A 20162-nucleotide genomic window follows, 5' to 3' on the forward strand; every position below is an offset into this window, starting at 1 on the left:
ATTATTCGATTTTCAACTCTAATCAAATACTATATCACTTTTGAAGTCGTAAACAATCTTTTCTTTTAATTTAATTTTGAACTCATCATACATTTTACCGTAAGCTTCTTGAGAAATGTCTTCAAGTTCTTCTATTTTCTCCTCATCAACTTCATTCTCAATTAGACTCTCTAAATATGCTTCAAATTCGCCAATTGAATACATATTAAATCTATGTTCAAAATTTTCCATTATAGTACCATAATCGGAAGAAATAGTATGATGTAAGAATTCTAATTCCTTTTTTGTAAACTCTTCTTCATTTGCTTCACAATCATCATTATCCTCTTCTTCAGATTCTTCATAATTCACATAAGACTCAAATTCATCTATAATATCAGAAACAAATTCAGCTGCATAAAATCCGATTCCTGAATTTGTATTCCAATTGGGGAATTTCTCATTCATATATCGCAATATTTCATTTAGAATTGGAGTATCAGAGTAATTCTCCATAATATTATAATAATCTTCATGCTTTTCTCTATTGGCCACATACTCATCCCAATAAAATCTAAAATTTTCCATAATCATACATTTAAAATACAACGCTAAATTTAACAAATATTTTCATACTAAAAATAAAATTATTCTAAATTATTTACCCAAATTTCGAAATCATGCATAGCCGCTGGATTGTCAAGAAAAAATTGTTTGTATTTATTAGTACAGTCATTATAACCTTTATCATAACTGATTTTTTGAAACTTAACAGATGTTGCATTTAATTGATTTACTTGGCTATTATGCCAACTCATCAAAATATAAAGAATGGTTAATAATAGTGTTGTGTAAAGTATAGATGATATGTATAAAAATTGAACTCTGACATATTTTGAATAAAAACGTAATTCAGTTTGACTATTTTCAATTTCAAAATTGATGTCATCTAGACTTTGATTTGATAATTTATTAATAGCTTCTAATTCTCTTCTTAACTTAAATAAATCAGCCATAATCATTTGTTATTTAATGTAGTTCTCTGTTCAATTAAGGTAGATAAATTTGTATTTGACTGATATAATAGATAACTTATGTAAATTGAATAAAAGCTTAAAAATATTATCATCCATACTTTTAAATCTAAATACCAACTTAATGTTTCTGGTGGTTTTATTTGTGATATTTCTAATTGGTGCCTTTTTAGCGATTCTATATGATTATAAACTAATTTAATCATTTCGTTTTTGTTCAGATTAGATTGATTTTGAAATTTATCTAATTCAACTTTTAGAGAATCAATATTTAATTTAGGATTGTGATTTTTCAAACTATCCATTTTTGAATTTAATATATCTGCAACATCAAATAAATCTTTAGTTGATTCTCTATTTTTCTCCATTTCCTCTAGTAAGATTGAGACCATATCAATCAAACCAGGTTGTTTTTTACCTGCCATGTCTAAACTTTATTTTTGGCTTTTTATTAGTTTCTATTTTAGGATTTCCAACTATGTCTTTTATGTTGATTTTTCTATTTACCTCTGAAGCTTTGAAACTCTCTTTTGTGGCCACATTTACAAATCGATAACCTTGAATTAATCCTTGTTTATTTATAGAAGGTTGAACTTCAACTCCCATTGTTCTCATCACTAGAAAATATTCTTCCAAAGAATTATACTGTCTTTCCAACGCTTTTAAATGCTTATTGTAGATTTCGTCTTTTGTAGATTTTGGAATAGTAAAACCTTCACTTTGATTGGCTTTAATTTTATTAATCATGATTTGTTTCGCTGAAATTAGATTTCGTCGCGAAGCAATACGATGAGCTGCCCATTGTGCCTTCTTACCAATAAAATGGTCACTTACCAATTTTCCAGAATCCATATTCAAACGCCCGCAATAGATATGAATATGTTTGTGAAGTTTTTCGGTATGGACAAATGCAAGGAACTGATGATTTTCAGTATCAATACCAAGATCTTTCATAAATTCAACTGTCATCTCCTTAAGTTCAGAATTGGACAACTTGTGACCATCATCAAATGAAGGTGATAAGACTAAACTTAGCGTCTTATTTTTTGCTCTGTGGCTTAAATCCTGAATTATATTCATTTCTTCAATTATTTCTTTTGGATTTAAGCCACAGAGATTGTTTCTAAACAACTCATAACCTTTCCTATCATTCATGATGTAATTCAATAAAGAACCACCACCAGAACATGCTTTAGCCATACCTATCATATATCTATTTTAACTTCATTAAATGTTCTCTAATAATTCTTGAAGTTTCTAATGATTCTTTTTTGAATCCATCCACATCTCCTAACTTAAATAGGTTGCTAATTCTTGTAAAATTTGAAGAAAAAGTAGTTAATGTTTTGTATACTTCAATTTCTTCAGGACTCAATTTAGATGTCAATTTATATCCTAAAGCAAGTCTTCTCAATAATTCTGAAACAGCTATTCCAGAATCTTTTGCTTTCTTTTTTATGATAGCTTCCTCTAATTTTGATACACGAAATTTTATTATATGTTGTTTCATATATATTCTCTTTATTCCCTTAAGTTAAAATTAGAATTGAAAAAGTTATTAAAATCTTCTACTTGTACCATTAAGCTCTATAAGATTAAACATAGAAACAAATCTATCTCTAACTCTTGATCCATATCGTTTCTCAATTTGTATTAATGATAAATTTGTAGTAATAAAGGTTTTTGTGTTTTTTGCAATAAACTCATCATAACGGTTCTCAAGAATTCTAATAAAAATATCCTCTTTAGAACCCCAAACATGAATATTATTTGCTTCGTTTTCACTTCCTAAATCATCAAAACAAAAAGTACCAATTGAGTAATTTTCAATTATTGAATCCTTATTTTTCTCAACATTAAATTTTTCAACCACTTTTTTTGTTTCTACAATAGGGAACCAAAGGCTTTGTAATCTATAATTTTTTGATATCATTTGAATGATTTTAAAACTGGATGATTTTCCTGTACCAGGATTACCAATTACTAACAATCCTTTTCTCAGTTCACCACGATGTATAGTTTCAAATTCAATATCTCCAGAAAAATATTTACATAACAAATTCAGATAATTTTGATTGTTTTCATCAATTATAAAATCACGATTTTCTCTGCTATAATATTCTTTAGCTACTTTAATGTAAAGTCTTTTCATTTCGTCAGTACTCATAATTTTTCTTTCTTTTTTGTCCGCAACTTTTTTTCTTTCTTTTAAACTCAACAAAAAATGATTGAGTACTATTTCCATAGATGCAAGTTTTGTTCTCATTCTATAAATTTTTCACGTGAATTATTACTTTTTTCTTTAAAGAAAATATTAGATTTACTATTAATAATTTTCTTATTATCTTTTAGAAAAACATCAATAGATATATTTATGTCTTTAACAATACCGCTTCCTTTAATCTCTAAATACCTATTTAGAATTTGTTTAGTACCTTCTTTATAGATAATTTTTGATTCAATGTATCCAAGTTTTACTAATGAATTAATCCATAAACTGACTGTTTCAGTTCTTACTTCAAATAAATCTGCAAAATATCTATTTGTTGCCCAACAGAATCCGTATTGGGAGGACAATGCTGTAATTTCACTATAAAGCAACTTTGCGCTAGGTTTTAATCTTTTATCATATCTAACGGCTGATGTCAAATAAGAATAATATGAAGGTTTTATACTCATAATTTAAATTGTTTTTAATTAATTTCACTACATTTACATTTATAGGATGGATGCAACAAAAAAAGACCTAAGTAGAACAAATGTTCTAATTAGATCTTTAGTCATTGATTAAATGAGGGTTTTTTAAAGCAAGGTTTGTCAATTGAGATTTACTAAATATAGGAAATCTCCCTAATTGGAAATATGGAATTTTACCTTGCTTTTTCCAAGCAATTATTGTTTGTTCAGTTCTACCAAAAAGTTCTGCAACTTGTCTTTGATTTAATCTGTCATCTGATTCTGGAATAATAATTTTAGAATCATTTTCGGTTTGTTTTTTCTGTAATGCCATTTTAACTTATTTTATTTGGTTAACATTGGCAAAACTAAATTTAAGTTGGAAAATAAACTTTACACCGCATTACTCTACTTTTTAAAAAACTGATTATCAAGTTATTCATAAAAATACTTCTTTAAATAATGAGGGAGCATTTTTTTTGTTTTATCTCTTTCTGCTCCTGTAATCATATGTTTTATATTATCATATCCCATACCTTTCACTTCAATAAAATACATTGAAAGTAATTTTATAAGTTTAGCTCTAGAAACATCTATTATTCCTTTATCAAGTAACTCATTGTTTAAACTTAAAAACTCACGCACATTATTATTTTTATTTAATAGATTTTTTAAAGTTTCTCTTGAATCAAAAATTTCAAATTCATCGTATTTTGGATTTGATTGTGTAAAACAAGAAAACAAAATATCAATGTGCTTTTCAGTAACTTTTTTTGAAATATTTTGAAAAAACAACAAATAACTTCCAATAAACTTTTCTTTATTGACAATCTTATCTTTTCTAATTAAATCTTTGATATCAACTTTAAAACCTCTTTTATTAAAGTAATCTTCTTTATCAATTATTAATTGTATCTCTTCTTTAGTTATGAAATTCCCATTTTCATTTGACAAACAAACTGGATTATCATAATTGCTAAAATCAATTATAGGAATAAAGTCTAAATTTAACTTTTCAAAAAACATTCTAGTCATTTCAAAATATTCAGCTTGAAAAGATGAATCAAGCCTTGATTCTCTATCAATATTTAGTAACCTTTTAAATTGTATAATTGCCTCATTCTTTTCATGTTTAAAGAATAAAGATAAAGCTTGACGAACTGGAACATTAGATTTTTGTTCCACTTCAAAATAATTTAATGTAAATGGAGTTATAAGCTCCTTATTTAAAATATAATCTAATCTTGAATATATATCACTGAAAAATATAGAATCTTTAATTTTTTTAAGCTCCACTTTCATTCCAATTATTAACGCAATGTATTCAGAGGTGTTATTTAATAATCTTGCCTTTTCAATATCCGATTCAACTTTATCTTGTATTTGGTAATACCATCTGTAATTTTCTTGAAGTATTAATTTTTTAATAATTTCCTTCTTATTATCATTACGTATACTTTCAATTAAATAATCTAATTCATCATAATTTATATATTTAATTATGTCATATTTAATATCATTAAGAATTGAATATGTCAATTCTAATTTATTGATATTATGTGAAATAACTGAAAAATAAGGAAGTATTCTTTTGTATTTAACTTCTTCAACCTTTTTGTCCTTAAAAAAAATTTCTTTAAAGTTTTGTCTAATAAAAAATAGTGCATTCATATCTAAAAATATTTAAAAGTTTTCATCCCAAGTTCTCTTCATTTCCTGTTGTTTTAAAGCATTTGTTAATTTTACATACTTCTTAAACGATCTTTCTGAAGAGTGATTAGTAAAATCTCTCAAAACTCTTTCATTCATCCCCATTAATAATGAATTTGTAACAAAAGTCTTTCTCGATACATGACAAGTTATAAGTTCATATTTTTTATATGTTTCTTCTATTCGCTTTGAACCTATATATCTTGTTATAGTCGTATTTTTATCAATCCCAACAATCTTGCAGCATTCTTTTATGTAATCATTTAATTTCTGAGATGAAAACTTTGGAACAGGCTGATGTATTGTTCCTCTATACTTATCTAATATAGCTTTAGAATATTTATTCAATTCAACTCTATGACTAATGGTCTTTGTTTTAATTATGTTTAATTCGATAAAACTCTCGCTAATATTAGCATTATGAAGGTTATAAATGTCGGAGTATCTTAATCCTGTAAAGCATCCAAAACAGAAAAAATCTCTAGCCCTGGAGAGCTTGTTATTCTCAAAAGGGTATTCAAACAAACTTAACAACTCATCCTTTTCAAGATAAATAACCTCAATCTCATTTTCTACATGCTTGATTTTTTTAAACTCCAGATTGTTATGTAAGCCTCGATTAAATGCCCAGTTCATGAAAGTCTTTATAATGCTTATTAATTTTCCATAATAATTATTTAGAGTTTTTCTTTCCTCAAAGGCATAATCCATAAATTCTTCCTCAAAATTTAAATTGATTGTATCAAAACGGATAGGATATTTAGTTACTTGAGTAAAATGAATTAAAAAATTTCTCAAAGTAATATATCGCTTAATAGTTCCTTCTGTTTTGGTGTGTTTGGAAGCTTTTACAAAGTCGTCAAATGCTTCAAAAAAATCAATTCCAACAGAGACTTCATCTTTACCAAATTTCTCTAGGAATATTTTTTCAGAAAACTCTATATTATTGAATTTAAAAAAGTTAAAAATCTTCTCTACCTTATCCTTAGTATTTTGAATCTCCTTGTTTGAATCTAGATACTCTTCATAATATTGGTGTTTCTTATGGTTTTTAATATATCCGTTTTTTGAGTCCCAATCCTCCAATAAAGTTTTCACATTAGGTAGATTTTTCCGAATTTTAATTTTATTAGAAGTTATGACTATTCTGACTGGAATGAGTCCATTCTTATTTACCTTATCCTTTCTAAGTTCAAACAAATAGTTCATATTAAAATTCATTATAATCAATTACACTAGGGGAGCAAAAGGGGGATTATTTTATTATTAAAATCAGTTAAAACTAATTAAAATTTAATCTCATAACCCTTTATTTTTCAAATATAATGAATTATTATGAATTAAAAACAGTTTAAAAAAACAAGAACTCCCTCCTTGGTCACTTTTGTTTCAATTTTCTCTCAATTCTATCCCCTATATCTTATTTGTTTAACCAAATTCAGAATATCGTTAAACATTTTAACCAAAATACTTTTTTTGTTCACTTTTTTTATTACTTTTGTTAAACAAAATGAAATGAGAGATGAACAACGTTAAAAATGTTTTCAGTATCAAAGATTTAGAAAATCTTTCAGGAATAAAAGCTCACACGATCCGTATCTGGGAAAAACGCTATAATGTATTAGAACCTATGCGTTCTGATACTAACATTCGTTCATATGATATCAAGAATTTACAAAAGCTTTTAAATATCGTACTACTTCATAATTACGGTTATAAAATTTCAAAAATAGGCACGCTTAATCAAGAGCAAATTAACAAGTTAGCCAACGATATTATTTCCGAAAAAAGCGCAAAAAATCACGCCATTAGTACTTTTAAAATGGCTATGATGAATTTTGATCAATCTTTGTTTTTCAATACTTACAATCAACTATTGAGTGAGAAATCATTTCGCGAAGTATTTTACACTGTTTTTATACCTCTGATGCAAGAAATTGGATTTCTATGGCAAACCGAAACCATTTCTCCAGCACACGAACATTTCATTAGTTATTTAATTAAACAAAAACTTTTAATAAATACAGAAAAAGTACAAATACAAGAACCTACAAGAACTGATAAAGTCTTTGTACTTTTTCTTCCTCTAAATGAAGTTCACGAACTTGGATTAATGTATTTAAATTATGAAATCTTATTGAAAGGATATCAAACTATCTATTTAGGAGAAAGTATACCTACTGAAAGTTTATTGGATTTAAAAAACTCTTACGAAAAAATTTCTTTTGTAAGCTATTTAACTGTTGAACCAAATCAGGAAGAAATTGACAATTATATGATTGATATTCAAGCTAAACTTATTGAAAACACCAATCATGAATTGTTATTATTAGGCAGAATGACGCAATCGATATCATCCAAAGTCATCAAAAATAACGTACATGTATTTAATAGCATAGAAGAACTTTCAAATACTTTGTAAAAATATTTGTTTTGTTTAACTTTTTTACTATTTTTGTTAAACAAAATAAAAACAAGTGAGTAAAAATATCGCCATAATCGGTTCAGGATTTTCTTCGTTAGCTGCAGCTTGCTATTTAGCAAAACAAGGTAACGATGTAATTATCTACGAAAAAAACAGCACCATAGGAGGAAGAGCGCGTCAACTTAAAAAGGAAGGCTTTACTTTCGATATTGGGCCAACATGGTATTGGATGCCTGATGTATTCGAACGCTTCTTTGCCGATTTTGGTAAAAAACCTTCTGATTATTACGAATTAATTAAACTCTCTCCCGCTTATCAAGTCTATTTTGGACATTTAGATTTTGTTACCATTGCCGATAACTTACCAGAAATTGTAAAAACTTTCGAATCCATTGAGAAAGGGAGTGGTAAGCAATTAGAGCAATTTATGGCAGAAGCTAAAAGCAATTATGATATTGCCATTAAAGATTTAGTATATCGCCCAGGAGAATCGCCTTTGGAATTGATTACTTTAGAAACAGCAAAAAAAGTGAATCAATTTTTCAGTAACATTAAAAAAGATGTTCGAAAACGATTCAAAAACATGAAATTAGTTCAAATTTTAGAGTTTCCCGTTTTATTTTTGGGAGCAAAACCAAGCGATACTCCATCCTTTTATAATTTCATGAACTTTGCCGATTTTGGTTTAGGAACTTGGCATCCAAAGAACGGAATGTATTCGGTAATTTTAGCTATGGAAACTTTAGCAAAAGAATTAGGTGTAAAAATCGAAACCAATGCTAATGTAGAAAAGATTGATGTGACCAATGGTAAAGCAACCGGATTATTAGTAAACAATAAAATCATCACAGCTGATGTAATTTTAAGTGGTGCTGATTATCATCATTCGGAAACTTTATTAGATGAAAAATACCGTCAATACTCGGAAAAATATTGGGAAAACAAAACGTTTGCTCCTTCTTCACTCCTATTTTATGTTGGGTTTGATAAAAAAATTGAAAACATAGAGCATCATTCTTTATTTTTCGATGTTGATTTCGATATTCATGCAGAAGCCATTTACGATAATCCAAAATGGCCAGAAGAACCTTTATTTTACGCAAGTTTTCCATCAAAAACTGATGAAAACTCAGCTCCAGAAGGAAAAGAAGCTGGAATCTTTTTAATTCCTTTAGCGCCAGGATTAGAAGACACTCAAGAATTAAGAGAATTATATTTTGAAAAAATAATAACACGATTAGAACACCTAACTAATCAAAATGTAAAAAATAATATTATCTTTAAAGAATCGTTTTGTGTAAATGATTTTGTTAAAGAATATAATTCGTACAAAGGGAATGCGTATGGTATGGCCAATACCTTATTGCAAACTGCTTTTTTAAGACCTAAATTGAAAAGTAAAAAAGTACAAAATTTGTATTTTACTGGACAGTTAACCGTACCAGGACCGGGAGTTCCGCCATCCTTAATTTCAGGAAAATTAGTTGCCGATTTAATAAAAAAGTATCAATAGTATGAAGTCCATTTTTGATAACGTTTCATTTGATTGTAGCGTAAAAGTTACGAAAGCGTACAGCACATCATTTTCATCTGCTGTAAAAATGTTAGCGCCTAGTATCCGTCAAGATATTTATAATATTTACGGATTTGTTCGTTTTGCAGACGAAATTGTAGATACTTTTCACGATTACGATAAAGAAGCTTTGTTTTCTCAATTTGAAAAGGAATTAAGTTTAGCACTTTCGCAAAAGATAAGTTTAAACCCTATTTTAAATTCATTTCAACATACTGTGAATAAATATAATATTCCACGAGAAATGATTGATGCTTTTATGAAAAGTATGAAACTTGATTTAAGCAAAAGTGAATACAAAACAACAGAAGAATATCAAGAATATATTTATGGTTCTGCTGATGTTGTGGGATTAATGTGCTTGAAAGTTTTCGTAAACGGAAATGATGAAAAGTATAATGAATTAAAAGATTCAGCTATGCGCTTAGGTTCGGCTTTTCAAAAAGTGAATTTCCTACGCGATTTAAAAGCTGATTTTGAAGAATTAAGTAGAACTTATTTCCCTAATACCGATTTGAATCATTTAGATGAAAAATCGAAACAAGAAATCATTGCTGATATCGAAAGTGATTTTGAAGCTGCTTATGAAGGGATTAAAAACTTACCTTTAGAAGCTAAATTTGGAGTTTATACGGCGTATAGATATTATAAAAAATTATTGAAAAAACTTCAAAAAACACCTTCTTTAGAAATCAAAAATACGCGTATACGAGTTTCTGATTATCAAAAAGTAGAATTATTAGCAAGATGCTATGTCAAATACAGATTAAATATAATTTAATACTATTATTATGTGGTTACACGTTTTAGTTTTTTTTACAACATTTTTCTTCATGGAATTTATGGCTTGGTTTAGTCATAAATATATTATGCACGGATTCTTATGGAGTTTACACGCCGATCATCACAAGAAAGATCATGATTCATGGTTTGAACGTAATGATGCTTTCTTTATTTTTTATGCTGTTGTAAGTATTGGCTGTTTTTTATTGTGGCAACACAATATCTTAGAAATAGGATTAGCAATTGGATTAGGAATTTTCGCTTATGGATTGGCTTATTTCTTAGTACATGACATTTTTATTCACCAACGATTTAAGTTATTTAGAAATGCGAATAATCGTTATGCTAAAGCTGTTAGACGCGCTCATAAAATGCATCACAAACACATCGGAAAAGAACATGGAGAATGTTTCGGAATGTTAATCGTTCCTTTGAAATACTTCAAAAACTAAAAAATCCCGCAGTTGCGGGATTTTTTTATTTCATCAATTGTTGTAAGGGTTTCAATTGCTCCATATCTACTTGTGATTTTTGGAGTAAACTCAACATATTCATGATATGTGTCGGATTCATATCGTTTCCTAAAACACGAACTACTGCAAAACCATTTTCTTTCTTTCCAGCTAAAACAACAAACTCTTCAATGTGTTCGTCATCATTTCCAACGAAATAAATAGCGGCACCATCGTTACCAGAGCCTGCTTTCATTAATTGCTGATAACTTTCGTCTTTCAAAATGGTTTTTACTTCTTTGATTTCTTTATCATATTCAGCAGTATTTGTAGAATCAGCTCTGAAAGCTAAAATATTCATTTTTTCGAACGATTCTAATGCAGCTTTTTCTGTTTCAGACAATGCAACTTTATCGGTTTTAATGATATTGGAAGCTAAATCTAATGCAATAAACCTTGGCGATTCTGTGTTTTTTACAAAATACTTTTGAAGTGAAGGCTTATCCTCACAGCTACAGAGTAAAATCACACTTGAAACAAGTAATAGAAACTTTTTCATGGTTTATTTTTTTGAAGCTTTTTTCAAATCATCACCACCAGGTAAATTCATTTTTTCGGTTAACATAGAAATTTCATCTAAGCTAAAGTTTCCAGTTAATGATAAAACAATTGTACTAGCATCTTTCATATTAGCTCCTTCAATAAACATTAAAAGTTCTTTTACAATGTTTTCATTAGCACCTGATTTTACATAAATTTTTACATTTTTACCATCGCCATTCACACGCATCAATTCTTCTAAAGGATTTGATTTTAAGTAACTATTTACAGTCGCTTTCATATCGGCACCTAATTTTGCATTACTCGTTGTAAACACTTTTAAGTTGTCTAATTTTTTAAGTAAGTTCATGTATTGTTGCATTTCTTTATCTTTTGCATCCACTTTCACTTTACTCATCATTTCAAACATCTTCTTATTCACAATAACAGATGCTACACCTTCTTTATCTTCAAATTTATCAAAAGCGCCTTGTGCAAAAGAAACCGTTGATGCCATTAAAAATGCTATAACTACTACTAAATTTTTCATTTTTCTTATTATTTAAAAATTGTTTTTTTTGTTTTTTCGTATTCTTCTAAATATACTACACTTTCCATGCCAATGTTAACTTGTTCTGAAACCATCAACAAAGCTTTTTGTGTAGCGGCAAAGGCTTCTTCTGGATTATCGTACGTTCCTAAATCTTCATGTTTAGGTTCGGAAGGATAAAAATAAAAGGTTGCCAATCCAAAAAGTACAACAAAACTTGCTGCGATACCTATCCATTTTACAGTATTTTGTTTTCTAGGTTGTAATGGAAGTTTTTGCTCGAATTGCATTCCTTTTTGTGTTTCAAAGTAACCAAATAGCGATTGATATTTTACCAAATGTGGCGCCACATCGTTGGAAGAAAAATAGGCCTTTAATTGTTTTTCTTCTGCTATTGTAGTTGCTCCTTGAAAGTATTTTTCCAATAATTGTTCAACTAACTTGAGTTCCATAATTATGTGCTTTTTCTATTTGTTCTCTTAAGGTTTTTCGTGCTCTTGATAAAGCTACTCGAACCGCTGTTTCATTCATTTCTAATACTTGAGCAATTTCCGAAAATTCATATTCTTCAATTTCTCTTAGTTGTAATATCAATCGTTGTTGTTCGGGTAAATCGTTTATTAACTTTTCTGCCCATTGCAACGTATTTTGATGTTCTATTTGTGTTTCAACACTAGCTTGCTTATCTTGATAATTGTTATGAACAATTTGCAAATTTGTTGCTCTTTTACTTTTGAGTTGATCCAAACAATAATTCTTAGTCATCGTCATCGCTAAAGCTTCTACACTATTGTATTGTTCTAAAGCGCTATTCTTATTCCACAACCTTACCAACACTTCCTGAGTAGCATCTTCTGCCTCTTCAGTACTAATGAGCATTCGCTTCGCTAAACGAAATAACTTATCCTTAAAAGGAGTGATTATTTGTACAAACTCGTTTTGGTTCATATTAATTGGTTGGTTTATAATGAAGACGAATGTAATTTAATTTTGTTACAAAAAGAAAAAAGGTTTTGATAAATAAATATCAAAACCTTTTAAAATCAAATAATTAAACTTTAGTTAAAACATGAAATTCAAACCTAATTTATAATTTCTTCCTCTAGTGTTGTATCCAATTAATTCTTGGAAATCTTCATTAAGTATATTAGTTACAGTTCCAAAAATATGCAAACGATTTGGCAATAATTCATACGAAATATTAGAATTAACCAACTGATAAGCAGCCAAATTAACCGCTTGTGTTGCCCAAATATTTGAATCGTAATACGCATCACTTCTATGATCTACATATTGATAATTGATTCCGAATGTTCCTCTTTTAAATTTGTAATTCAAATCAACATTTCCTTTGTGTTTTGGAATCAAACGGTTTAATTGTTGTTCTACTTCTGTGAAAGTATAATTTCCACCAATATTGAAACGTTCTGATAAAGTATAACGAACGCTTGTTTCTACTCCTTTAGCGTTGTAAGTTCCGTCAATGTTGATGTAATTTGAAGCAAAGGTTATTGGATCTGTAAAAAATCCAAACGTATTTTCTTCTTCTCTATAAAAACCAACAGCATTTATCGTTAATTTTTTATCTAACAATTGCGATTCAAAGCCCAATTCTGCCGTAGCATTTTCTTCCGGTGTTAAGTCTAAATTTCCATAAGGACCGTATAATTGGTATAAACTTGGCGTGATGAAAGCCGTACTATACGAAGCTAACACTTTTAATGGTAGATTTTCAAATGAATAACTCGGATTAAAATTATACACTAATTGATTTCCGTATTCGCTATGGGTGTTGAAACGAGCTCCAGCGTTGATATTTAATCCAAAATCTGAATTAAAAACTAAAGTTGCATAAGGATCTAATAAATTGAACTTAGCATTTTCTCTTGCTACGTCAGTAAATGCATCTTTTTGCGTCATATCGAAATACTGATATTGCGCACCTAAAACCAAATATACTTGTTTGCTGAAATTGTATTTATTGAAAGCATCGATTGAAGCACTTCTTCCTGAATAATTATAATTATCAATCGTTCCCGACCACGAATTTGAAATATTTAAAACTCTATCAATAGTTGAAGCACCTGCATTTATAGCAAATTCTCCTTTATTGTATTTATATTTTGGTAAGAATCCGATTCTAAATTGTTCCGAAAAACTATTGTTGTTCAAATCGTCTGAATTCGCAATAATTCCATCAAACGAATTGTCGAAAGTGTTTTTGATTCGGTCGTAATTTCCAAAAAACTCAAAACTTAATTTATCATTCGCCTTGAATCCAATTTTTTGCAACACATTCACTCTTGAAAACGTATCTTCTTCAAAATCTTCTCCTGCTGCTTCTGACATCCCTTTAGTTTCGGTGCTGTTTAAAGTGGTCATGTACGAAACTTTATTGATAGTTCCGTTTACCGATAATCCTTGATTGAAATCTTGTGCACTCGTTTTTGAAGTATTTGAAGTATTTTGCGTTCCCATATTGATATACGCGTTTCCAGAAATTTCCTTTTTAGCTGATTTTTTCAACGTAATATTGATAACTCCAGTTGCAGCTCCTGTTCCGTATAACGTACTTGAAGCGCCTTTCATAACTTCAATTTTCTCGATTTGTTCTACTGGAATCAAACGCAAATCGTATTCGATATTAATTCCTGAAGCATCAGAAACCGGAACACCATCAATATAAATCGCTACTTGACGATTACGACCACCACGAATGTAATAGCCTAAGTTTTTTCCGTTAAATGATTGATTTCCGTTGATTTCCACTCCAGCTACTTGACTCAAAACATTTGCTAAATTTTGACCTTTTTTAGCTTCTAAGTCTTGTGCTGTAATGACTTCAATAATTTTACCTGATTTTTCTTTGCTTTGTGCAAATTTTGTGTCCGAAATAACAACTTCTTTTAGGTTGTTCACTTTTAGCGTATCTGATTCTTGAGCATACGCAAAAGCAGTAGCTAGTGTAAATACACTTAAGCCAATAAACTTTTTGTTCATTTTAGGGTTAATAAAAATTTTAATAAATTGGGAGAAAAGCACAGAATTTACCCATACTCAAACTTTTTTTCCCGAAAGTTTGTTACTCAATGAATGTGGCAGGTCTCCTGGCTTGCGTCTTGTTATCAACCTTCTCATCCGCCAAGGCGAACAATGGTAATGTAGAAAATAACAAGCTTGATAGCTTACAGTTGCGGGTACAGCTTAGGTTTTACACCTAATTCCCTTTTAATGTTGTTTTGAAAAAATCAGAAACAACAACCAAAATTCGAGGGCAAAGGTATTATATTTTTATAAAAATGCAATATTTACTAAACATCTTTCAAAAAACTACTTCTTCTTATTCATCTTACGCCACAACCAATTAAAGCCAATAACAAAATGTGCTAAAATAATTGTTGCTACTGCATAAATAAACTCGTTAGAATCTGTTCTCATGTTTTTTATTACAAATTTAGCGGTTTTTGATAAAACGTTTGGCATCATTTGTTACATATAATCTGTTTTTGAATGTAAAGTACTACTTTTGCAAAAAACATTTTCATGCGCCATTATATCTTTTTAGTTGTTTTATTTTTAGGATTTATCCAATGTAAAGAATCGGAAAACTCAGCAAATCTTACTACTTCTGTAGAAAATAGCATTCAACATGCAGAAGGATTTTCTATAGAAAAATACAATGGTTTTTCGGTAGTTAAAGTTTCGAATGCTTATCCTGAAGCGAAAGATGATTACACATATATTCTTCATAAAAAAGGCGTTCAAATTCCAGATAGTTTACAACAATTTACTTCGATTGAAATACCAATTAAAAAAGTAATTGTGACTTCAACAACTCATATTCCAGCGCTAGAATCTTTAGGTGTTGAAAAAACATTAATCGGATTTCCAACCACTCAATATATTTCATCTGAAAAAACAAGAACATTAATTGATGCTGGAAAAGTGAGAGATTTAGGTTCCAATCAAGGCTTAAATACAGAAGTTATTTTAGACATTCAACCTGATGTAATTGTTGGATTTAGTGTGGATGGCGATTTAAAAACCTACAAAAACTTAGAAAAAAACGGTCAAAAAATTATCTTCAACGGCGATTGGACCGAAAAAACACCTTTAGGAAAAGCCGAATGGATTAAATTCTTTGGTGCTCTGTATGATTTAGACGAAAAAGCAACTGAAATCTTCAACTCAATTGAGAAAGAATACAATTCCGTATTAGCTTTAGCGAAAAATGCCAAAACCCAACCCACCATTTTTGCTGGCGCTATCTACGAAGACCAATGGTTTTTACCACAAGGCGATAGTTGGGCAGCCTATTTCTTAAAAGAAGCCAACGGAAATTATCTATGGAAAGATTCCAAAGGAACGGGAAGTTTAGCTTTATCCTTCGAAAGTGTTTTAGACAAAGCCAAAGACGCCGATTTTTGGATTGGTCCAGGACAATTTGGCTCTATCAAACAAATTTTAGAAAGCAACCCAAATTACATTCACTTTAAAGCGGTTGCAACTAAGAACGTGTATTCGTTTAGTACCAAAAAAGGAAAAACAGGTGGCGTGATTTATTACGAATTAGCACAAAATCGTCCTGATTTGGTTTTAAAAGACATCGTAAAAATTTTACATCCTGAAGTGTTGCCAAATTATGAGTTGTTCTTTTTTGAAAAGTTGAAATAGACACGAATTTCACGAATTAACAGGAATTACATTTCTTTAAATTTCTCACATTTCTTTAATCTGTGTTCCCAAAATAGATTCTAAAAATGTAATTTAGCCAAAAATTCAACGCATGCCATTAACAAAAAAACAAAACTTTCTTTTTATCATCTTACTTTTAGTAATGGTGTTTTTGTTTTTGGTGAATATCAGTCTAGGTTCGGTTTCTATTCCTTTGAAAGAAGTAGTTAACGGACTTTTATCGCAAGAAATGAGTAAGGAAAGTTGGGAAATTATTCTGTGGAATTTCCGCTTTCCAAAAGCTGTAACCGCAATTTTAGTAGGAATCGGACTTTCAATGAGCGGCTTGTTGATGCAAACATTATTTCGAAATCCATTAGCTGGACCTTATGTTTTGGGATTGAGTTCGGGTGCGAGTTTGGGAGTGGCGTTTGTCATTTTAGGAACAGGATTTTTACCCACCTTTATCTCATCCTTCTTTTTATCGAATTACGGATTAATTCTAGCTTCGAGTTTAGGAAGTTTATTGGTTTTTATGGCCGTTTTATTGGTATCAAAAAAACTAAAAGACACCATGGCAATTCTTATTGTTGGATTGATGTTTGGAAGTTTCACTAGTGCTATAGTTTCGGTTTTATCTTATTTTACTACTGCTGAAAAATTGCAGAAATTCACGTTTTGGTCAATGGGAAGCATTTCGAATTTATCTTGGAATGAAATTTCGCTTTTATCGGTTTTCACTTTTATTGGAATTGGAATTAGTTTTATGGTTATAAAACCTTTGAATGCTTTATTGTTGGGAGAAAAATACGCCCAAAGTATCGGAATCAATTATAAAAAAACGCGTTTCTTAATCATTATCGCTACCAGTATTTTAGCGGGAAGCATCACTGCATTTGCTGGACCAATTGCTTTTATCGGTTTGGCAGTTCCACATATGGCGAAATTATTGTTTCAAACGAGTAATCATTTTGTGTTGTTTTGGAGTACGCTGTTACTTGGCGCCATTGTCATGCTTTGTTGTGATACGATTGCTCAAGTTCCAGGAAATGATATAACCTTACCTATTAATGCAATAACCTCAGTAATTGGAGCGCCAGTCGTAATTTGGTTGTTAGTTAGAAAGAAACGTTTTTAATTATGAGCCAACAAAATTTCACCATACAAACCTCAGACCTTTCGATTGGCTACAAGTCAAAATCCGAAACAATTACTATTGCTCAAAACATTAATTTAAATTTAGAAAAAGGCAAATTAATCGCTTTAATTGGTGAAAACGGAATCGGGAAATCTACTTTATTAAAAACACTTACTGGAATCATTTCTCCTATACAAGGCGAAGTAACTTTACTCAATAAATCGCTTCAAAGTTATAAAGCACTTGATTTAGCGCAAGAATTAAGCATCGTATTAACTGAAAAATTACCTCCAAGTAATTTAACCGTTTACGAAATCATCGCTTTAGGAAGACAGCCTTACACCAATTGGTTAGGAACTTTATCAGAAGAAGATACAATCAAAATTGAAGAAGCGATTTCCTTAACCGAAATCCAACATTTGGTTCACAAAAAACACGATGAAATTAGTGATGGTCAGTTACAAATTGCTTTGATTGCTCGTGCTTTGGCGCAAGATACTTCGATTATTATTTTAGACGAACCTACAACTCATTTAGATTTGGTTCACAAAGCGACTTTATTAAAACTGTTGCAAAAACTTACACACGAAACTGGCAAAACCATCCTCTACTCTACTCATGATATCGATTTGGCAATTCAAATGACGGATGAAATGATTGTGTTTACTCCAAACCAAATTGTACAAGACCAACCTTGTAATTTAATTCAAACTGGGATTTTTAATACCTTATTTAATACAGAACATTTGACTTTTGATGCTTCGATTGGTAAGTTCAAAATCAAATAATTTATCTCAATTTTACCTTTTGTTTAACGCTTCTAATTTTCAATTTTCATAATTTTACTAAAAAAATTTATGAAGTACATTTATTTAACCTTAATCTTAGCTACTATCAATAGCTTCGGACAATTAGTAAAAGTAGATTACACCGATGGTAATCAAAAGTTAGAAGGATTTTTTGCCAAAGCACAAAAAGCTAATCCTAAAAAAGCAGGTGTTATCGTTCTTCCAGCATGGATGGGTGTTGATACTCATGCAAAAGAATCAGCTGAAGCTTTAGCAAAATTAGGCTATCATGCTTTTGTAGCGGATATTTATGGTGTTGGGAACAACCCAAAAAATACAGGTGAAGCTGGAAAAAATGCAGGTTACTACAAAAACAACCCTACTGAATATCAAAAAAGAATTCAATTAGCAATTGACCAATTAGTAAAAGCGGGTGCTGATAAAAATCAAATTGTAGTTATTGGTTATTGTTTTGGTGGAACTGGCGCAATCGAAGCGGCTCGAGGTAATTTAAATGTAAAAGGTGTGGTTTCTTTTCATGGCGGTTTAGGAAAAGCTGCGAATAGTCCAACTAACGAAATTAAAGCAAAAGTTTTGGTATTACATGGAGCTGATGATCCTTATGTGCCTGCAAAAGAAGTGGAAGCCTTCCAAAACGAAATGAGAACTTCTAAAGCCGATTGGCAAATGATTTATTATGCAAATTCAGTTCACGCCTTCACACACAAAGATGCCGGAAGCGACAACAGCAAAGGCGCTGCTTACAACGAATTGGCAGATAAAAGAAGTTGGGAAGCGATGAAAACGTTTTTTGTGGAGATTTTTAAATAATCATTATAGTATTTTTCAAAAATAGAAAACAGTTATTTCACTTGAAATAGCTGTTTTTTTTTATACATCAAAGCCACTCACTTCTAAAACTTCACCCGCTTTTAAATCATTCAAATGAATGTTTCCCACACGAACTCGAACCAATCGCAACGTAGGAAAACCAACCGCTGATGTCATTTTTCTTACTTGACGAAATTTGCCTTCGGTTAAAGTTATCGAAACCCAAGACGTTGGTCCGTGACGTTCATCTCGAATCTTTTTTCCGCGTTCACCTAAATTTGGTTCTAATTCTAATTTAAAGGCTTTACACTTTTTGGTTTTGTATTTTTTGCCGTGTAAGCCGATTTCGACTCCGTTTCTTAATTGTTCTACAGCTTCTTCGGTAATTAATCCATCGACTTGCGCATAATATTCTTTTTCTACTTTTTTGCTTCGGACAATTTCGCTCATCATGCCATCGGTAGTCAACAAAAGTAAGCCTTCTGAATCTTCATCTAAACGACCAATTGCCATAGTGTCTTCGGGAAAATCGTATAATTCGCCCAACAACTTTTTCTTGCGTTTTAATTGGTAAATAAACTGCGATAAATAACCGTAAGGCTTGTGAATAAGGAAATGATGATGCATTTAGAAAATTACGTTTAGGATGCAGCGAAGATAGTAAAAACTGTTGGAGTGATACAAAAAATAAGGAGGCCTTGTTTAAGACCTCCCTGTGTCGATTTTGATTTATTACGTTTTTCTGATCTGCTATAACTTGAGAGGAATAAACGACTGAATCTCTTTTTAGTTATGTAACTAACGATATATTCAATAACTAATCAAAATCACATTGTAAATGTACGATATATATTTAGTCAAACTACTTGTTTTTAATAGATTAACAAACAATTAGCTTTACAAATCGACGAATGAAATATTTAGTCGATAAAGTTACTTTTTATAAAATTTCAAAGAGTTTTAGTGGCTAACGTGTCTTAAAATTTTATTTTTTGCTACCTTTACCATA

At 30.1% G+C, this 20162-nt stretch carries 24 protein-coding genes and 1 riboswitch; of the genes, 8 read left to right on the forward strand and 16 right to left on the reverse strand.

All coding sequences use genetic code 11. The annotated features are described in order from the left end of the window. Nucleotides 1-18 precede the first annotated feature (18 nt). The 10 genes from IM755_RS11960 to IM755_RS12005 form a co-directional block, all read right to left on the reverse strand. Nucleotides 19-495, reverse strand: coding sequence for a hypothetical protein (locus tag IM755_RS11960; RefSeq protein ID WP_194097165.1), 477 nt, complete (start codon nucleotides 493-495; stop codon nucleotides 19-21). 131 nt (nucleotides 496-626) lie between these two features. Further along, nucleotides 627-995 carry a hypothetical protein gene (locus IM755_RS11965; RefSeq protein WP_194097167.1) on the reverse strand — a complete coding sequence of 123 codons (369 nt, stop codon included), beginning with the start codon at nucleotides 993-995 and terminating at the stop codon, nucleotides 627-629. Nucleotides 996-997: 2 nt separating this feature from the next. Beyond that, nucleotides 998-1438, reverse strand: coding sequence for a hypothetical protein (locus IM755_RS11970; RefSeq protein ID WP_194097169.1), 441 nt, complete (start codon nucleotides 1436-1438; stop codon nucleotides 998-1000). Continuing rightward, nucleotides 1428-2222: a relaxase/mobilization nuclease domain-containing protein gene (locus IM755_RS11975; RefSeq protein WP_194097171.1), complete on the reverse strand. Its 795-nt coding sequence runs from the start codon at nucleotides 2220-2222 to the stop codon at nucleotides 1428-1430. Before IM755_RS11975 ends, IM755_RS11970 begins: the two co-directional genes overlap by 11 nt. A 4-nt stretch (nucleotides 2223-2226) precedes the next feature. Further along, the gene (locus IM755_RS11980; RefSeq protein WP_194097173.1) at nucleotides 2227-2523 is read right to left on the reverse strand and encodes a plasmid mobilization protein; all 297 of its coding nucleotides are present in this window, start codon (nucleotides 2521-2523) and stop codon (nucleotides 2227-2229) included. A 48-nt stretch (nucleotides 2524-2571) separates the two neighbouring features. Further along, a complete protein-coding gene (locus IM755_RS11985; RefSeq protein WP_194097175.1) occupies nucleotides 2572-3279 on the reverse strand; it encodes a P-loop NTPase family protein in 708 nt (235 codons plus the stop codon). Continuing rightward, nucleotides 3276-3692 carry a helix-turn-helix domain-containing protein gene (locus tag IM755_RS11990; RefSeq protein WP_194097177.1) on the reverse strand — a complete coding sequence of 139 codons (417 nt, stop codon included), beginning with the start codon at nucleotides 3690-3692 and terminating at the stop codon, nucleotides 3276-3278. Before IM755_RS11990 ends, IM755_RS11985 begins: the two co-directional genes overlap by 4 nt. Nucleotides 3693-3789: 97 nt before the next feature. Beyond that, on the reverse strand, nucleotides 3790-4023 hold the full coding sequence (locus tag IM755_RS11995; RefSeq protein ID WP_194097179.1) for a helix-turn-helix domain-containing protein: 234 nt from the start codon (nucleotides 4021-4023) through the stop codon (nucleotides 3790-3792). A gap of 101 nt (nucleotides 4024-4124) precedes the next feature. Next, nucleotides 4125-5360 carry a hypothetical protein gene (locus IM755_RS12000; RefSeq protein WP_194097182.1) on the reverse strand — a complete coding sequence of 412 codons (1236 nt, stop codon included), beginning with the start codon at nucleotides 5358-5360 and terminating at the stop codon, nucleotides 4125-4127. 12 nt (nucleotides 5361-5372) lie between these two features. Continuing rightward, nucleotides 5373-6608, reverse strand: a complete 1236-nt coding sequence (locus IM755_RS12005; RefSeq protein ID WP_194097184.1) for a site-specific integrase — start codon at nucleotides 6606-6608, stop codon at nucleotides 5373-5375. Nucleotides 6609-6921: 313 nt separating this feature from the next. Between IM755_RS12005 and IM755_RS12010 the strand changes: the two genes are divergently transcribed. From IM755_RS12010 to IM755_RS12025, 4 genes are read left to right on the forward strand one after another with little or no spacing between them, the layout of a single operon-like run. Further along, a complete protein-coding gene (locus IM755_RS12010) occupies nucleotides 6922-7821 on the forward strand; it encodes a MerR family transcriptional regulator (RefSeq protein ID WP_194097186.1) in 900 nt (299 codons plus the stop codon). Between the two features lie 55 nt (nucleotides 7822-7876). Beyond that, on the forward strand, nucleotides 7877-9337 hold the full coding sequence (locus IM755_RS12015) for a phytoene desaturase family protein (protein ID WP_194097188.1): 1461 nt from the start codon (nucleotides 7877-7879) through the stop codon (nucleotides 9335-9337). 1 nt (nucleotide 9338) lies between these two features. Next, nucleotides 9339-10178, forward strand: a complete 840-nt coding sequence (locus tag IM755_RS12020) for a phytoene/squalene synthase family protein (protein WP_194097190.1) — start codon at nucleotides 9339-9341, stop codon at nucleotides 10176-10178. Nucleotides 10179-10188: 10 nt separating this feature from the next. After that, nucleotides 10189-10632, forward strand: coding sequence for a sterol desaturase family protein (locus IM755_RS12025; RefSeq protein WP_194097199.1), 444 nt, complete (start codon nucleotides 10189-10191; stop codon nucleotides 10630-10632). Between the two features lie 25 nt (nucleotides 10633-10657). On the opposite strand, the gene IM755_RS12030 is transcribed toward IM755_RS12025, so the two are convergent. The 5 genes from IM755_RS12030 to IM755_RS12050 form a co-directional block, all read right to left on the reverse strand. Next, nucleotides 10658-11191, reverse strand: a complete 534-nt coding sequence (locus IM755_RS12030) for a DUF4252 domain-containing protein (protein ID WP_194097201.1) — start codon at nucleotides 11189-11191, stop codon at nucleotides 10658-10660. A gap of 3 nt (nucleotides 11192-11194) precedes the next feature. Further along, nucleotides 11195-11722, reverse strand: coding sequence for a DUF4252 domain-containing protein (locus IM755_RS12035; RefSeq protein WP_026724731.1), 528 nt, complete (start codon nucleotides 11720-11722; stop codon nucleotides 11195-11197). An 8-nt stretch (nucleotides 11723-11730) separates the two neighbouring features. Then, on the reverse strand, nucleotides 11731-12174 hold the full coding sequence (locus IM755_RS12040) for a hypothetical protein (protein ID WP_194097202.1): 444 nt from the start codon (nucleotides 12172-12174) through the stop codon (nucleotides 11731-11733). Then, nucleotides 12155-12670 carry an RNA polymerase sigma factor gene (locus IM755_RS12045; protein ID WP_194097204.1) on the reverse strand — a complete coding sequence of 172 codons (516 nt, stop codon included), beginning with the start codon at nucleotides 12668-12670 and terminating at the stop codon, nucleotides 12155-12157. The genes IM755_RS12040 and IM755_RS12045 overlap by 20 nt, the downstream gene beginning before the upstream one ends. A gap of 114 nt (nucleotides 12671-12784) precedes the next feature. Then, nucleotides 12785-14722, reverse strand: a complete 1938-nt coding sequence (locus tag IM755_RS12050; protein WP_194097206.1) for a TonB-dependent receptor plug domain-containing protein — start codon at nucleotides 14720-14722, stop codon at nucleotides 12785-12787. An 80-nt stretch (nucleotides 14723-14802) separates the two neighbouring features. Further along, nucleotides 14803-15003, reverse strand: a riboswitch (cobalamin riboswitch). A gap of 262 nt (nucleotides 15004-15265) precedes the next feature. On the opposite strand from IM755_RS12050, the gene IM755_RS12055 reads away from it, so the two are divergent. The 4 genes from IM755_RS12055 to IM755_RS12070 all read left to right on the forward strand — a co-directional run bounded on the left by IM755_RS12055 (nucleotide 15266) and on the right by IM755_RS12070 (nucleotide 19153). Further along, on the forward strand, nucleotides 15266-16396 hold the full coding sequence (locus IM755_RS12055) for an ABC transporter substrate-binding protein (protein ID WP_194097208.1): 1131 nt from the start codon (nucleotides 15266-15268) through the stop codon (nucleotides 16394-16396). A gap of 112 nt (nucleotides 16397-16508) precedes the next feature. Beyond that, entirely contained in the window at nucleotides 16509-17534 is a 1026-nt protein-coding gene (locus tag IM755_RS12060; RefSeq protein WP_194097210.1) for a FecCD family ABC transporter permease, read from the forward strand. 2 nt (nucleotides 17535-17536) lie between these two features. Next, nucleotides 17537-18322 (forward strand): ABC transporter ATP-binding protein, encoded by a 786-nt coding sequence (locus tag IM755_RS12065; protein WP_194097212.1) that lies wholly within the window; start codon nucleotides 17537-17539, stop codon nucleotides 18320-18322. Nucleotides 18323-18391: 69 nt separating this feature from the next. Beyond that, nucleotides 18392-19153, forward strand: a complete 762-nt coding sequence (locus tag IM755_RS12070; RefSeq protein ID WP_194097214.1) for a dienelactone hydrolase family protein — start codon at nucleotides 18392-18394, stop codon at nucleotides 19151-19153. A gap of 60 nt (nucleotides 19154-19213) precedes the next feature. Here IM755_RS12070 and IM755_RS12075 read toward each other — a convergent pair whose 3' ends face one another. Beyond that, a complete protein-coding gene (locus IM755_RS12075; protein ID WP_194097216.1) occupies nucleotides 19214-19780 on the reverse strand; it encodes a pseudouridine synthase in 567 nt (188 codons plus the stop codon). Between the last annotated feature and the right edge of the window lie 382 nt (nucleotides 19781-20162).

This window comes from Flavobacterium proteolyticum, from assembly GCF_015223105.1.
Taxonomy (GTDB): Bacteria; Bacteroidota; Bacteroidia; order Flavobacteriales; family Flavobacteriaceae; genus Flavobacterium; species Flavobacterium proteolyticum.